Origin of the sequence: Bacteroides sp., assembly GCF_052357945.1 — a bacterium.
Lineage (GTDB): Bacteria > Bacteroidota > Bacteroidia > Bacteroidales > Bacteroidaceae > Bacteroides.
This window is the reverse complement of the sequence record NZ_DAWCXD010000114.1, coordinates 1-16677: the sequence shown is the minus strand read 5'-3', so window position 1 is coordinate 16677 and position 16677 is coordinate 1. Positions and strand designations below refer to the sequence as shown.

The 16677-nt window shown below is 40.6% G+C and carries 9 protein-coding genes; all 9 read right to left on the bottom strand.

Translation table 11 applies throughout. From position 1 onward, the window contains the following. Positions 1-1054 (bottom strand): GNAT family N-acetyltransferase (locus ACT8YW_RS17225; RefSeq protein ID WP_444106387.1); only part of this gene is annotated, 1054 nt, incomplete at its 3' end. A gap of 141 nt (positions 1055-1195) precedes the next feature. Continuing rightward, the gene (locus tag ACT8YW_RS17220; RefSeq protein WP_444106385.1) at positions 1196-3670 is read right to left on the bottom strand and encodes an outer membrane protein assembly factor BamB family protein; all 2475 of its coding nucleotides are present in this window, start codon (positions 3668-3670) and stop codon (positions 1196-1198) included. Positions 3671-3703: 33 nt separating this feature from the next. Then, positions 3704-5593, bottom strand: a complete 1890-nt coding sequence (locus ACT8YW_RS17215; RefSeq protein WP_444106383.1) for a sodium:solute symporter family protein — start codon at positions 5591-5593, stop codon at positions 3704-3706. A 192-nt stretch (positions 5594-5785) separates the two neighbouring features. Then, on the bottom strand, positions 5786-7144 hold the full coding sequence (locus tag ACT8YW_RS17210; protein WP_444106381.1) for an ATP-binding protein: 1359 nt from the start codon (positions 7142-7144) through the stop codon (positions 5786-5788). Between the two features lie 235 nt (positions 7145-7379). Further along, positions 7380-8567 carry a glycoside hydrolase family 130 protein gene (locus ACT8YW_RS17205; RefSeq protein ID WP_444106379.1) on the bottom strand — a complete coding sequence of 396 codons (1188 nt, stop codon included), beginning with the start codon at positions 8565-8567 and terminating at the stop codon, positions 7380-7382. Between the two features lie 192 nt (positions 8568-8759). Further along, a complete protein-coding gene (locus ACT8YW_RS17200; protein ID WP_444106377.1) occupies positions 8760-9944 on the bottom strand; it encodes a hypothetical protein in 1185 nt (394 codons plus the stop codon). A 23-nt stretch (positions 9945-9967) separates the two neighbouring features. After that, entirely contained in the window at positions 9968-11530 is a 1563-nt protein-coding gene (locus tag ACT8YW_RS17195) for a glycoside hydrolase (RefSeq protein ID WP_008023369.1), read from the bottom strand. Positions 11531-11561: 31 nt separating this feature from the next. Then, a complete protein-coding gene (locus ACT8YW_RS17190) occupies positions 11562-13193 on the bottom strand; it encodes a RagB/SusD family nutrient uptake outer membrane protein (RefSeq protein WP_444106375.1) in 1632 nt (543 codons plus the stop codon). A gap of 34 nt (positions 13194-13227) precedes the next feature. Continuing rightward, the gene (locus ACT8YW_RS17185) at positions 13228-16293 is read right to left on the bottom strand and encodes a SusC/RagA family TonB-linked outer membrane protein (RefSeq protein WP_444106373.1); all 3066 of its coding nucleotides are present in this window, start codon (positions 16291-16293) and stop codon (positions 13228-13230) included. Between the last annotated feature and the right edge of the window lie 384 nt (positions 16294-16677).

Below are 16677 nucleotides of genomic sequence, written 5' to 3'. Positions count from 1 at the left end.
TCAGTTCCAGTTCGGGGTTGCTTTCCGCAAAGATAAAACCTAATTTTTGATAAACTGGAATTAAATCGGAAAATAACAAAGCGTTAACACCTTTGTTTTGATATTCCGGTTTCACTGCAACGAGTAGCAGATCAAGCATTTTGGCACGGCGTTTCATAAATAGTGCCTTTAACAGATAGAACCATCCGAGTGGCAACAGACGCCCGTGTGATTTCTGTAAAGCCTCGGCGAGAGATGGCATGGAGATACCTACACAGACCAGTTCGTCATTGGCATCAGTAATCAGTGTAACCATCCGTAAGTCAAGGATTGGCAGATACATTTTCACGTATTGGTCGATTTGCCGCTGTGTCAACGGAGAATAGCCATAAAGAGGACTGTATGCTTCATTCATCAGCTCGAAAATCTTCTGTCCGTAGTCTTTGGCTATTTTTCTTCCGGAAGTATATTTCTTTATCTTGAGGTTATATTTTCGTTGGATCAGTTCGGAGATACGTTTATGCTTGTCGGGAATGGCATCCGGTATGTAGATTTTGTATTCCACCCAGTCGGCGTCTTTCTCGAAGCCTAACTTTTCCATGTGTACAGGATAGTATGGGTAGTTGTAGATAGTAGCCATGGTACTAAGCTGGTCGAATCCTTCAACTAACATTCCTTCCGCATCGAAATCAGTAAATCCGAGAGGACCGGCAATGTGAGTCATGCCTCGTTCTTTTCCCCATTCTTCCACCGTTTTGATGAGTGCGGATGATACTTCGGGATCGTCGATAAAGTCTATCCATCCGAAACGAACGTTTTTACATTCCCACTTCTCGTTCGCCTGATTGTTGATGATTGCAGCTACACGTCCTACTATTTTATCGTCCCGGTATGCGAGGAAATAATCTGCTTCACAGAATTCGAATGCTGCGTTTTTCTTCTTGTTGAAGGTGTTGAGCATGTCGTCATAGAGGTCAGGCACAGAGTAAGGGTTACCCTTGTACATTCTGTAATTGAAACGGATAAATTTCTTAAGTTCTCTCTTTGTGGAGACTTTCTTGATTGTAATAGCCATATCTCGTATTTATGATTTGAGCAGGCAAAGATACGTGATAATCTTTAAATTACAACGTGTGGGGTGGCAAAAACTGTATCTATATAATTTTAGTGCTTATGTACCATTTGAGTTTATGCATTATGATAGTGAAGAGCGAGTTTACTTCGATGAAAAGCAATAAACATTACCCGCAAAATCACAAACAATCATCTTATTCCCAAATACGGCTACGGTTGAAAATATAGGCGCTCCAATGTGTCGTTTATCTTTTATAATGCCTGTAGTTTGGTCGATGGCATATAGATAACCGTCGGAAGCTCCGATGTAGACAATTCCTTGTGATGCAACAGGACTTGTTTCAACTCCGGCTTGCGGAGTGGTGGAATAAGGAGCAGTATATACAAGTGAAGGTGACGTTTCTGCTTTCCATTTATTGAAAAGTGTAGATTGATCCAATGCGAAAACTCCCCGGTCGGCAGTACCGAAAATGATTTCCTGTTCGGTGATGAGTGGGGTGGATGTAACATCCAGATTGGCTGATAACTCTTTTTGTTGCAGTACTTTTCCGGTTTGTGGCTCTATTGTGAAGAAGCTCTTGGAAGAGATAATCCATAATTTCCCGTTTTTATAGACAGGAGAGGCTCCCCGGTTGCCAAGTCCGTTATCAGATAGTTTCCAGAGTTGCTTTCCTGTGTGGATATCATTGCCGTATAAACCTCCCCATTGGGTTCCGCTGACTAATACATCTCCGGCAATAGCGAGTGTTGTAGTAGAACCTTCCCGCTGTTTCCAGTCCTTGTTAGTCCATATCGTTTGTCCTGTTTTTAGGTTGTAGGCAGATAGTCCGGCGCCGATTCCGGCATAGACTACTCCTTTGTCTACTGTCAAGCCTTCAGTCAGATAGGGATAGCTGTCCAGATTGATAGATTGTTTCCAGAGTAATTTCCCTGATTCACTGTCTAAGGCATAGAGGTTGCAGGAGGCATCTTGAGCTACTACAATTCCATTTTCATAGGCTATTGTGTTCTTAACAGAATTTGCAGTACGGAATTTCCACAACAGTTTGCCGGAATTAAAATCAAATGCGCAGATAAATGTGTTCAGTGATATATTATCGTCGGTGGTAGCGATAAATACTTTCTGTCCGGCGATAATGGGAGAACACATAAAAATGTTACTGCCTGTATTAGCTGTCCATTGTAATTGCAGGGGGAGCTTGATTTGAGAGTTGTTGACTCCGCCGGAGTGTGCTGCGTTTTGAAGTAATGTATTCCAGTCTTCACCTGCAATAGTGGATAATTTGAAGTCCTTTTGATAGATAAACTGGCTGGTAGCAGTCGCTTTCTTTCCGTTGCTGAAGAATGAAGTCACTGTGAGATTTAGTTCTTTCCCCATTTCATTAGCTGGTATTTGAATGTTTCCACCCCAGTTCCATTCTGTACGGGAGGTCAGATCGCCTTTAGTTATTTCTTGATTATTTTCCGAATCGCTTAGGATATAAGAAACGTGAGACGTTTTGGCCTGCGAATAATATGTATTGACGGAAACAGGAAGCTGATCTTTAGTGATGGTGCAGGCTGCGGCCGTCTGATTATTCATCGGAGAGACTATTGCGATTTGTGGCTCGATGAAAGCATATCGCAGTTGTGTGGTGATATTGTCGTTTGCGTCTACTTTTATTTCTCTAAAAGAAGAAGGGGAGTGGTCAATACCTCCTTTATCCAATGTGCCGGTACAGATTGTATAAATTCCATTCTGATTGCGGACATAGTTGTAATGCATGTGTCCGTAGAGTTGGGCTTTTGTATTGAAAGAACGAAAATCAAGCAGATGATCGTCATCTGCTTTAAAGACGAAAGAGTCATTTGGAGTAAATAAGTCGTGATTGAAAAGGATAAGTGCCTGGTCTTTTTTTATGAGAGCAAGATCGTTCTTTAGCCAGTTGTATACATCTCTTTGGGTATAGTTGGTCGGGTTATCTCCGTGGTCGATTGGAGTGACTACATAATGAACGTTACCTATATCAAATGAATACCATGTCGGACCATAGAGAGATTCGTAAAGCTCTTCGCCATAGTTGCCTTTCACTAAGTCATGATTACCGATGCAATAATAAACAGGACAATCCATTGTTTGTGCATTTACCACTTGATTGTGAATGGTGAGTCCCGGTTCGTAGCAGATATCTCCGGTGTGAATGAGGAAGGCAGGCTTCTCATTGTTAATGTATTGTTGGAGGTCGGTCACCCAACGCCCCATTCCACCCGTCACTTCGGTGTCGGTGATTTGCACGAAAGAATGTTCTCTGGGCTTTGTCCGCTCGCTTTCGGTTAAGATAAAATCGTAGCTTTTTCTGTTCTCTTTGGTAGAAAGGTAGAATTGTTGTGTTTCAAATCCCGCGGGAGTTGTAATACTTATGAATCTTGTTTTCTCGAATCCCGGCAAAGAGAACCGACCTTTCTTATCTGTTTTTACTACGTTCAATCCATCTGTTACCATAACTCCCGCCAGCGGCTTATCGCCTTTATCAACTATGCCCGATTGATTAGTGTCGACAGAAACTGTTCCCTTAAATTGAGCGCATAGAGGCAGATATAGTAAAAATGATACCAGAATTACAGATAGTCTTTTCATGGTCGGTTCTCAAATTTTAGTGTGTTAAGCTAATTATTCCTTCTCTTGTTTTAGTTGTTTTATTTCTTCGTTGTACCTGATTTCTTCTTTACACAGAGGCTTATACCAAGTCTTTCTTAGTATCAAGGTCGTAACCAGAAGCAATGCGATAGAGCTCCAGAGCCCCAGTTGTTGGCGGACCACAAGATACATTGGGATAATGGTAAGGCTGCATTGCCACACAATGCCGATTGCTACGTTGAATGCGTCTCTTTTGAAATTGTGGTTTGGCTGGATATGAGGGTAACGGGCCAATGCTTTTTCTTCAATCGGCTTCCACCATCCCCATGGGCGTACACGGGTGTAGAAGTTAATCAGTGTTTCTTCGTCTGTTGGTGGGGCGCTATAGGTTCCTGCGATACATCCTATCAGGGAAACTCCGAACAGTACTGGGAAGAAATAGAGTACCCATGCGTCGGGAACAGTAAATTTCATAACGATGGCTGCTATTACTCCGGCGGTCATTCCCCAGAAATAACCTTCACCGTTGAAACGCCACCAATGCCATTTCAGTACATTGGCTGCGATATAGCCTCCGAAAAGTGCACCTACAATCCATTGGAAGATTTCATTGATGTCTTTCAGGAAGAATCCGATAATAGTGCTAATCACTACTACTGCGACAGAAATAACATAGCTACTGCGTATCTGTGTTTTCACACTGGCTTTCGGGTTGATGTATTTCAGATAAATGTCATTCACAATATATGCAGGAGCAGCATTTACCGTGGAAGCGAAAGTCGACATGAATGCAGCCAGTAGTCCGGCTAATAACAAACCAGCTAGCCCGGCGGGTACATAACGGGTAATCAAATGAGGAAGGATTGTTTCGAAATCAGTTCGTGTCACTTCCATTTGTGTCAGGCCGCCATCTTCTTTAAAGAAGTAGATAGCTAGCAGAGCAAATCCCATAATCATCAGATAGCGGGGAATTAATAGTACGACTGATACGGAGCCGCTCATCATAGCGGCTTCTTTAGGTGACTTACAAGACAGAATCTTCTGCATATCATAGTTGGGTGCCGGTCCTGCCATACTCATAAATATTCCTTTGAGTAAAGCCATCATGACGAAGATACTAATCAGATTATATGGCTCATTCGCCATTCGTTCCGTTAAGAGATTCATCCGGCTACTCCAGTCGATGTCGAGTGTCCATCCGAAGAAAGGTGAATCCCATCCGGCAGGAACAAATGAATGAATCATATCCGGTGCTACCATCTGCATACCAATGACAACAATTACGATACCTGCCACTGTCATAATCAGGAACTGCACAACGTCTGTCCATACAATACTCAACATTCCTCCAAGCATTACATAGAAAGTAGCGATTGTGGTAAAGAAAATACCATATACATGAGGAACATATTCTGCAGGCACATTGAAAGGAATAAATGGAGATACTACTTCCCAGGGGATGAATATCTCCATAAATTTACCAATACCTATGAATCCATAACTTAAAAAACCGAGTACGCTAAGTAATGCGAATATGATAACAATCGTATGTGAAAGAGTCGATCCTTTACCTTTACCGAAGCGTGTCTTAATCCATTCCGCTCCGGTAAGTACATTGGAACGACGTAACCACACGGACAGATAGACCATTAGAAATATTTGGTTGAATACCGGCCACAACCAGGGAATCCAAAGGCTCTTGAATCCGTAGGCAAATGCCCAATATACCATCAACATGGTGCCTGTGATGTCAAACATTCCGGAAGCATTGGAGAGTCCGAGCATATAAAATGGCAATGATTTCCCTCCCAGGAAATAAGAATCCATATTTTGGGCAGCCCGTTTCTTCAGGATAAGTCCGATGACAATCATGGCAATGAGATAGGCGCAAATGATGAGAATATCGATTTCGTGTAGTTTCATATCGTTATTTCGATTAGGTTTATTTTATTTGATGCAAAAGTAGGGCGAAAGTAGTAGGGAAACAAATATTATTTTAACTCATTCTGATACTTTTTCCTTAAATCCGCAACAGCTATCATGAAAGCGTCCTTCATGATAACTGTTGCGGATTTAAGGAAAAAGAGAGAAAATTCCTGCAGGAATACTCTCTCTTTACAAACAGAAGGTCATATAGGCAGGCAGATACACTACTCCTTCCTTTACGTATAGGTTCTTCGGATGAATCACATAGCATTCTCCTATGCGCTGATGAAAACACTCGTTGAACTTGATGAGTGAACGAATAGTATACTTGTCATTCGATTTTACTTCTATCGGAAAAATTTTATATTTTAGTTTGCTTTGGTTCGACAGGATAAAATCAATTTCCATGTCGTTGCGATGCTTTTCTTCATTGTATCGGGTGTAGAAGTAAAGCTTGTGCCCGGCAGCCACAAGCATCTGTGCGATTACGTTCTCGTAGAACATACCCTCGTTCACCGACAGTTTTCCCAACAAGATTTCTCGGTAAAGTTCTCCGTCAGAGATTTCATTCTCATCGAATGTATGGCTGATAAGTAGTCCGGTATCACCCATATAGCATTTCACGTAGGTTCTGTCTTCATTCAGCGAGAGTCCCACATTAGGATCCGAACAATTAAAGCATTCATTGGCAATCATTGAATCAGAGAGCCAAAAGAAAGTATCATGATACTTTGGGAAGCTCGCTCCCTTTTCAATACGATTCATTACTATCCGTCTTTCCGAACGTGAAAGAAAAGCGGGAATTTGGTCAAAGATGCTCAATACGTTCGACCTGTAACCTGACCTTATCTTCATTATGTCATTCCGATACAGTGTCAGTATATCCCTTTTTTCCATATCGGCCATTTCGAAGCTCCGGTTGTTCTCCAGATACGCCGACAGGCTTTTCGGCATACCGCCCACAATCATGTATTGACGGAACAATAACATAGCTTTGGCGTGAAGTCCTTGCTCCAAAGGTTCCTTTTTGTCAAAGCATTGGCGGATATATGTTATCAATGGCTCTTCATTCATTGCCCAGGCAAACTCTTCGAAGTCCATGGGGTACATAAGCTGTGTTCTCTCTTCTGAGGGAATGGTTATATCTTGTACATTTTCTTTTATGGAAATGAGCGAGCCTGTCTCAATATAGTCGAACCGCCCATCCGCAACCAGATACTTTATTGCTTGCCGGGCTTTTGGAAACTGTTGTATCTCATCAAATATGATGATGGATTCCTTTGGGTAAAGTTTTACACCATATTCCGAAGAAAGAATCAGGAAAAAGGTATCGAGATCATTCATATAATTGTTAAAGGCTGAAGTAACCGAGTCACTTACCTTGTTGAAATCCATCAAAAGATAGCTTCGGTATTCATTTTTTGCGAACTCTTCCACAAGAGTGGATTTACCTATTCGCCGGGCGCCTTCTATCAGAAGTGCCTTGGTTCCTGCCGCCTGTTGTTTCCAAGCAAGCAGCTTGTTATACATTTTGCGTTTAAATATCATGTAATTCTCTATTTATCATCTTATTAATACGCAAATTTAATGATATATTCTGCAATACGCAAATTTAATTCCTTATTTATACCCTGCAATGCGCACTTTTGATAAGCGTTATTTCACCTGTAATACGCACTTATCTATGTCGGTTTGTGTTCTACTTTATAAGAAGCCCGTCATTGACGTGGAATTTGTCAATGACGGGCAACTAATACTGCTCAAGTATTGAGCTCACATTACATTAAAAATAAACCTGTTCTGCCATTACATATTTGTTAGCTTCTATGAGCTTGCAAATGTTTTCTACAGAAGCAGCAGAGCGTAAGCCGTCTGCCGGTGTGTGAAGACAATAATCTATCAGTCTGTCTACGGTGGAAGTTGCTACGTGCATGCGGGTATCGGAAGATGCGTAATAGATATACACTGTGTCGTCCTCGTCTGCAATCCACCCATTCGAGAAGAGCACATTGGATACATCTCCAATTCTCTCTTCTCCCATAGGTGCCAATAAGAAACCACCCGGTTCAGCAATGACTTTTGTCGGATCTTCCAAAGATGTCATATACAGATAGAGTACATAACGCAGACCGGCAGCACATGCACGAACTCCATGGGCGAGGTGCAACCATCCTTTGGGGGTTTTGATAGGATGGGGACCTTCGCCATTCTTCACCTCTTTTATTGTATGGTAATGACGGTGGTTTATAATGATTTCTTCTTTCACTTCTGCATGGGTAATGTCATCTATAAGCGCCCAGCCAATACCTCCTCCGTTGCCGGCGTCGATAAAGCTGTCTTGTGGGCGTGTGTACAAAGCGTATTTGTCGTTAACAAATTCCGGGTGCAGAACGACGTTGCGTTGCTGGCTTTTGGAAATCAGGTTCGGCAAGCGTTCCCAATTCTTCAAGTCTTTGGTGCGGACAATACCTGCTTTCGCTACGGCGGAAGATAAGTCGCCTGGCGCAGCGTTCGGGTCAAGGCTTTCGCTACAGAAGATACCGTAAATCCAACCGTCTTCATGAGCCGTCAGACGCATGTCGTAGATGTTTGTTTCACTAGGGTCTGTGTCCGGTAGCTCTATCGGGTATTCCCAAAAACGGAAGTTGTCTATGCCATTCGGACTTTCGGCAATGGCGAAGAATGATTTTCGGTCGTTTCCTTCTACACGTACTATCATCAGATACTTTCCATTCCATTTGATAGCTCCCGAATTCATGGTGGCATTTACTCCGATTCGTTCCATTAGGTATGGATTTGTTTCCGGATTCAAATCATAACGCCATTCCAAGGGAGTATGAGCAGCTGTCAGGATAGGATATTTATAGCGCTCGAATATTCCATTTTCGGAAAATATCATCTTATTTTTACGTGAGATAAGTGACTCATGTTCTTTTTTTAGAATATGAAGTCTATTATTGTATCTATTCATATCAATTCAACATATTAAGAGATAAAGATTTGCAGTCCATTTCCCTTGCATCTTCTTGACAAGATAAAAAGAAACTGTTCACAATGCAGATAGACATGAAATGCATGCTGTGTTGTACGAACAGTTTCTTTTTATGTTTTATCATTCTAAAAGTATGGGGGTGCTTTTAAACGGATATGTCAAGTTTATAAATTATTGCTTAGTGATAAAGTAAGAACGAACGGTGTAACCGGGTTCCAAGAAGCTAACCCAATACCAGCCATCTTCTACTTTATCTATTTTACAGTCTTCTATTAAATAGGCAACATTTTTATCTACTGCATTTTTAGCAACTTTATAAAGTACAGCATTGGTCTTTGCTCCTTCTTCAAGATTACCGGTAAATTGGACTGCAAATCCGGAAGCATAACTTCCTGTACTCTTTATTGTTAATAGCGAAATATTAAGTTCTTCAGAATAAATAGCTTCACCAACTTTTGCTGTAGAAGGATACTGATAAGCATAAGAACCAGCTATTAAGTAACGATAACTTGGATTTTCCCAATAAGGTTCATCAATAGTCTTGATATGAATGTCAATGGATTGTCCTTCTTTGTCCTTGATGGTGATTGCTTTATTGAAATAGTTTCTTTTCAATCCTTCAATAATAACTTCTGTTCCATTTTCTACCATCGTACATTTGAGATAGGATGAGGAGTAGTTGGGGAGACTGCAAGTATAATCACCATTTCCATCCAAAATTTTAATCGTAACGGGGTCGCTTGTTATTAGATAAGTAATATCTTCACTATTATCTACTACCAGCCTCTTTATTACTTTCACAGCAATCTCGGCTGTTTTGTTGTGACTGTCTTTCACGGTTAGTATTGCAGTACCCGGAACGATAGAAGAAGTGATTTCTATTTTTCCATCTTCACTGATTTTTGCTGTTGCTACTGACTCATTGGAAGATGTTATGCTATATCCTCCATTTCCAGTATATATTTCGAGCGTTTTGTGTTCTTCAAAGAACATAGTCGTGGAACTTGTTTTTACTGCCAGCTCCTGTTCTTGAGCTACCACTACTTTCACATTCGCCGAATTCTTAGTCCAGTCGATAACGGTTAACGTTGCAGTACCATATTTCAAACCTGTTACAATCACCTCATTGCCCGAAATAACTGCTGTCGCTACTGCAGCATTTGAACTAGACACTTTGTATCCGCTATTGCCCCCAGTAATATTAAAACTCCCTTCGGTTGTCTCATCTAAATTAATTGTCAATGTCTCTGCATCCACAGTCAGACTTGTGTAACTAGGTAAGTCTTCATTACAACCGGAAAATAATCCGATTGCACAAAGTGCGATTCCTGTTAAGTGTATTATATTTCTTTTCATGATATTCTCTAATTTATAATTCGTTATTCAACTTCATGGTTTTTCATTTTACCAGTCACAGTTACAACACTATATTTGGGAACGGTAATAGAACGTAAACCGCTTTGAGACGGATTGATCTTTTTGTGTTTCCACTTCACATATTCACTGGAAGTATATGTTCTCATATTTTGGAATTCCACTCCTTCAATCTCAATCAATGTAGAGAATGATTCTTTTTGAGATAAATTGATTAGTACAATAGTGTAGGTGTCATCTTTCACATAAGCAGAAACCAACAAGTCTTCGGGGAGTTTATCTGTTTCTGAAGAAATAGCTTCTACGTCTACACGTACGGCATTTTGCTCAATAAATTTGCTAAACTGTCCAAAAGTATAGTAGCGTGGAACTCTGTAATAGTATGTACTAGGTAATGCCTCTTCTAATTGAATTAGGTTTTCGCCCGTAGTGCTGCAAGGACGTGCACCTGACCACCATACAAAGGCGCTCATATTGGCGTTTGCCATATAAGCATGAAAAGTTTTGGCCCATTTCATTGCATCCGGCCATGTCTCTTGGCGACCTTTATCATCACTAAGTTCTGTTTGCCACATGTGGACATTGCGCTTCTCTGCCTCTTCAAAAGGAATGACATTCTCATCTCTTGTAGAATATCCATGACCGGCTACAATGAAATTTGGATCTACCAGTTCCGGATATTTTTTTAAACTATTATTGATAAAATCGACCGCCCATTTCCACTGGGCATTTTCTGCATAAACAAGTTTCATATCACTGTGGCCTCTTTTCTCCATCGCTGGACGAAGTTTTTCGAGGACAAATTTAGCCATTTCTTCTTCAGACCATGCACAGGTTGCCCAACCACCTAAACTAGCAAGTTTGTCCGGTTCATTCCATCCTGATAATGCATATATGTCAATGCCGAATTTTTGTTCATATGCATCGACGAAATCCAATAGATATTGGGCATATTCATCGTAATATTCCGACTTGAGGCTTCCACCATTAAGTTTGTTATTGCTTTTCCATTTGATTGGAGGACACCAAACTGAAAAGAAGAAATTGACATCTTTATATTTTCTACTTATAAGGTCAACTAACCACATTTGGCCAAGTTGACATTGTTCTCCGCACTCTTCACCATTGTAGTTTCGCCAGTAGTTATTAATCATAGAAGGATCATCGGGCTGCAGCATGAAATTACGATCCATCTTGAATTCAATATCTCCTGTAGTTGGATTACCGTAAGACGGGAATATCTCGCCTCGGAAAATATTTAAATCCAAACCGTTTTCACTAAACAGGTCTTCTATCACTGCGTCACGCTGCATCGTATTCCAAATACGATGTGACCATCCGCAGAAGGCACAGCCGAAGCCATCAATTACTTGATGTTTGTTTTCTTCTCCGATTTTCATTCTTACAACAGCGGTAGTTGTAGGTTCTGGTGCAATCCCGTCATCGTCAAAATTTTCTTCAACTGGTTCCGGGATAAAAACATCACTATGGTCTAAACTTCCATCGTCACATGAATATCCTAAGAATAGGAATAATGCTACAAATAATAATGAGTATATCTTCTTCATATATTCTAAGTATAAATTGGTTGTAAAAATATTATCTCCATAGTTCAGTTTGTACCATGGCATCATTGTTGTTCAACTCTCCAGAAGGAATAGGGTAATATTTATGTTTTTCTTGAAAGTATTCTGCTCCCTGTTTTTCATTTTCAGTGAAAATATTTTTAATCTCTTCAGTGGTATACCAGCGTTTTAGGTCGTCAAAACGATGTCCTTCACCAAAAAACTCGAGCAAGCATTGGTGCTCTATTTCTAACATCAAGTCCGATTGGGCAAATGTCTTATCAGCTAATCCTGCTCTTTTGCGAACGAGCTTCAATGCGGTGTTTGCCCCGTTTACATCGTTTGTTTTGGCACAAGCTTCGGCGTACATTAACAGCACTTCTGAGAATCGCATAGCTCGTAAATTGTTTGCTTTCCCTTCCTTATGACCCATAATATCAGCATCAGAAGCATTTACAAAATATGCAGTGTATTTTTTTAGCAAAAACTTACCGTCACCTTGACTGTAAGATGGAGCACCACCACTCATTTTACCGCTATTGCCATCCCAAAGTTGCTCCATAGAACGGCTTCCTCCATACCATTTCTCGTTCTTCACTACATCTCCCATAGCTTCGGGATTGAAAAATAAGCTTGCATACATGCGTTTGTCATACTTCGTATCCGAACCGGCAGGACGTTCTTCTTGCACAAACTGGCCGACGGCAAAGCTGGAAGGCATCAGCTTAGCCCAACCACCGGCGGCAACCGGACCTACAAATGTTGGAAGTGAGTTACCTAGGTTGATACCGCTTTCGTTACCCCATGTCAATTCACCATCACTACTATATTGCAATTCGAAAACAGATTCATTATTGTTCTCATTCGCTGTAGTAAAATTCTCGGCAAAGTTTTCAATTAAGTCGTAACGTTCTGGATAATAAGGGGCTTTCGTCAATAGTTCCAGTTGAGCTTTTGCTTCTGGATACTTGTGCTGGTATAAATATACTTTTCCAAGCATAGAGATGGCTGCTCCTTTCTCAATACGTCCTTTCTCGTCACCGGAACGAGTGACGGGAATATTGCTATTTATAGCATTTTTTAAATCATCCTCTGCTTGCTTCCAAATTTGTTCTTCTTTAGCCGCGGGTTTATTGCTTTCGTCTTCGTTAGACGGAATTAAACGTAGAGGAACTTCTTTATAATTATGAACTAATAGGAAATATTGGAATCCTCTTAAAAAGAGTGCCTCTCCTTTAATCATGGATCGGTCTTCCTCACTAATTCCTGCCGCTGGAATTTTATCGATGTTTTTTATTACAAGATTGGCACGTTGGATACCAGCATAAAGCGCTCCATACGGATCATATCCGGTAGTAGTTGAGTTTTGAAATGTTGCGATGGTCCACATAGAAGGTTCTTCATTCAGAACCGTAAAAATATCATCACCACGACTATTTAAATTTAACCATCCGTCAAATGCTCCGTAATAACCGTACATTTGATATTTTATGGGGGAATAAGCAGCGGCAAGACCGCTTTCTGCATCCGCTTTATTTCTCCAGAAGTTTTCTTCCGTGAAATGATTAGGATCTTTCAGATCCAGAAATTTATTTTCGTTGCATGAAGTCAGTGCTCCGGATAAGAGAGTTGCCATGCATATATATGATAACCAATTCTTTTTCATGTTATTAATTCAATTAGTGGATTTTATCATTGTATCATAAACTAACCTGAATACCAAATGAGATAGTACGCGGGAGTGGATAGCGTCCTTGGTCTACTCCTCTTGAGAATACGTTGTAACCCACTCCGATATCTACGCTGCCACTTTCACCGAGGTCAGGGGAATAGCCGGAATATTTACTTAATGTGAACAGGTTTTCCATTGATGTATAGATTCTTACATTTTCCAGTTTTACCTTCTTTAGCAGGCCCTTAGGAAGGGAATAACCGATATCTAGTGTTTTCAGTCGGAAGTAAGAACCATCTTCCAGCCATCTGTCGGTAAAGGCTAGGCCATTGTCTATCCCATCTGTTTTAGAGAAACGAGGAATGTTTGTGTTCTGATTGTCCGGTCTCCATGAGTTAGCCAACTTCGTGCTGTAGTTGCCATTGAACTTGCCAGATTCGAGGCAATAACGTTGATAATTATATATTTTGTTACCAGTCATACCATCAAAGAAAAGATTGAAGTCAAATCCTTTCCATTCGCCTCCCATGCGCAGACCGAATGAGAAATCCGGGAACGGATTACCTACATCATGTTGGTCATTTTCATCAATCATACCATCACCATTCCAGTCTTTGTAACGAACGTCTCCCGGTTGTGCACCCGGTTGTATTTGTCTGCCATCCTTATTCTTGTAATTGTCAATTTCTTCTTGAGTGCGGAAAATTCCATCACTTTCAACTAGATAGAAGTAAGACATAGGATGCCCTTTTTCAAATCTGTTGATACCATTTTTGGCAGCGGCGTGAGCGGAATAACCTGAAATACCCATATCGTCGCCTCCAGCCGTAATCTTCGTTACTTTATTTTTCTCTGTAGTGACGTTTGCACCTATATAATAGTTGAAATTATCGCCGATATTGCTGCGCCAGTTTACAGATAGTTCAAATCCTTTATTGCGTACTTGTCCAGCGTTTAGGATAGGAAGCCCGCTGATACCGGCAGAACCTGAAACAGGAACGGGCAGTAATACGTCATTTGTGTTTTTTACATAAGCATCGGCGGTCAATGTCAATTTACCGTTCAGCATGCTTAAATCAAGTCCCACGTTAAAAGTTTCCGTACTTTCCCAAGTCAGGTTGGTAGGTGAGACTGCGGTAACGTTGGGTAACTGACCGAACCATATATTATTTCCTTGAAGGTAATTCATGCCATCGGATACTATGCTAATAGTGGGATAGTAGTTGTCCATTTGCTGATTGCCTAGTTTACCATAGCTGAAACGGAATTTGAATTGGTCAAATATATTTTCCAGCGGTTTGAAGAATTTTTCACGATTGATATTCCACCCGATGGATGCTGAAGGGAAGCTGCCGAATCGATGTCTTTTTTGGAAGCGTGAAGAACCGTCACGACGGATAGACGCTGAAAACAGGTAGCGGTCGTCATAAGTATACATCACACGTCCGAAGAGCGATACGAGAGTTAATTCTTTCAATGAACTAGAGGCTGTCATTGTCTTAACGTTACCTGTCATAGTGTAGATGAATTCTGGAATATCCGTGTTGCTACCATTCAATCCATAGCTCTTGTCTTTTTGTGCAGAATAACCAACCAATGCAGAAATATTATGCTTACCGAATGCCCTGTCATAGTTCAATGTATTCTCCAAAACCCACGATTCGTAATCGGATGATCCCTCACTTAGGTCTGGAGCATCATTTTTACCAGCAGATCCCAAATCGTAAATGCCTGTATATGTGCGGCTCCTGTTATGATCCTTTCTAAGTCCGAGATTCAACTTATATTTTAAACCTTTAATTATTTCAGCTTGTAAATAAGCGTTGAGGAAAATTTGAGTTTTCTCATTGTTTTTGTCCACTGTTGAGTAATATGCATACGGGTTCGGAAGATTGATATCGGCCGAAGTTCCCCATCCTGTAGAGTTTGTCGGATCAAATACTGGTACGACTGAGGGAAAACGCAAGATTTCTCCCATTGTATCTTGATTGATGTTTCCTTCTCCTTTAGATAAGCGAACAATCAGCGACTCACCGATAACCAACCTATTATCCAGAAAAGAATAGTCGCTTTTCAAACGAATATTGTAAGATTCGTGGCTAGTGTTACGGAGAATTCCTTCCTTATTTAAATAGCTTGCGGACGCACTATATGAACCTGTCTTGGAACCTCCGCTGATGTTTGCGTTTGCTTTGTATGTCATTGCGGTGCGAAGCATTACCTCTTGCCAATCAGTACCTTCACCTACAAAGGGAACAGCACCGACCTCGTTACCGTAACCATCAGCAGACAGTTTATAATAACGTGCGAAGCGGCTGTATTCTTCTCCATTAAATACTTTCAGTTTTTTCGGTGTCTGGCTGAAACCTGTGAAAAAGTTTACCTCAAGCTTTGTAGGCATGTCTTTACGACCGCTTTTAGTAGTTACTAATACAACGCCACCGGCTGCACGAGAACCATAAATAGCGGCGGCAGCCGCATCCTTCAACACTTCAATGGAAGCAATATCTGATGGATCTACCATGCTAAGGTCTCCGAAAGAACCGTCAATGACGTAAAGTGGATCATTGCTAGAGAGAGAACTGATACCACGTACGTTAATGGTCATTCCTTCATTCGGGTCACCGCTAGTACTTGTTACGGATACACCTGCAATTTTACCTTGGAGTGCTGTACCTGCATTTGTGGCAACGGCACCATTCAGTTCTTTTGCGCCTACTGAACTTACAGCTCCGGAAAGGTGACTTTTCTTTGCTGTACCATATCCGATGACAACTACTTGTTCGAGAGCCACATTGTCTTCTTCCATACTGACATTAATCGGAGTGTTAGATGATATTGTATGCTCTATACTTTTCATACCTATTGTAGAGAATACCAGTATGTCGCCTTTATTGGCTTTAACGGTATATTTACCGTCCATATTTGTAACTGTACCAGTGTCTTTTCCTTTAACTTTTACTGTGACTCCTGGTAAGGGCTCGTTAGTCGTAGCTTCTGTTACGACTCCTTTAACTTCAATATTCTGGGCTACCAATGGAATACTGGCTAGGCAGAGAAAGAAGAAAAGTAAGAAATGAATTTTTTTACTCATGATTTATTGCATTAGATTTATAAACTCTTAGACATATAATTCGTTTTGTTAATTGTGAGTGGCAATAGGGAATATTTTCCATCAACATTGCTTACACTGGAAGTCTATTTACTGATGTAACTTAATAGATGTGCTACTCCAATAAGATAAAATAATTTGTTTTTCATTGCATATATAATTTTATATTGTTTGAATCTGGGAGCAAAGGTAGGGTGGTTTAGTACGAGGGACAAATATAATTTTATCAAATACTAATACAATATTAACAAAAAGCATAAATATGAGTAAAAAAGACAATATAATTTCTTTAATGTGATACTGAAATACCATTAATTGGCGAATTTATTGATATGAGTATTAAAGCCTGATTTATATAATACCCGT

Bases quoted from the DNA above. Each gene is read 5' to 3' on its own strand.
- ACT8YW_RS17190 (WP_444106375.1), bottom strand. From the start codon at position 13,193: ATGAAAAAGAATTGGTTATCATATATATGCATGGCAACTCTCTTATCC.
- ACT8YW_RS17215 (WP_444106383.1), bottom strand. From the start codon at position 5,593: ATGAAACTACACGAAATCGATATTCTCATCATTTGCGCCTATCTCATT.
- ACT8YW_RS17185 (WP_444106373.1), bottom strand. From the start codon at position 16,293: ATGAGTAAAAAAATTCATTTCTTACTTTTCTTCTTTCTCTGCCTAGCC.
- ACT8YW_RS17205 (WP_444106379.1), bottom strand. From the start codon at position 8,567: ATGAATAGATACAATAATAGACTTCATATTCTAAAAAAAGAACATGAG.
- ACT8YW_RS17210 (WP_444106381.1), bottom strand. From the start codon at position 7,144: ATGATATTTAAACGCAAAATGTATAACAAGCTGCTTGCTTGGAAACAA.
- ACT8YW_RS17195 (WP_008023369.1), bottom strand. From the start codon at position 11,530: ATGAAGAAGATATACTCATTATTATTTGTAGCATTATTCCTATTCTTA.
- ACT8YW_RS17220 (WP_444106385.1), bottom strand. From the start codon at position 3,670: ATGAAAAGACTATCTGTAATTCTGGTATCATTTTTACTATATCTGCCT.
- ACT8YW_RS17200 (WP_444106377.1), bottom strand. From the start codon at position 9,944: ATGAAAAGAAATATAATACACTTAACAGGAATCGCACTTTGTGCAATC.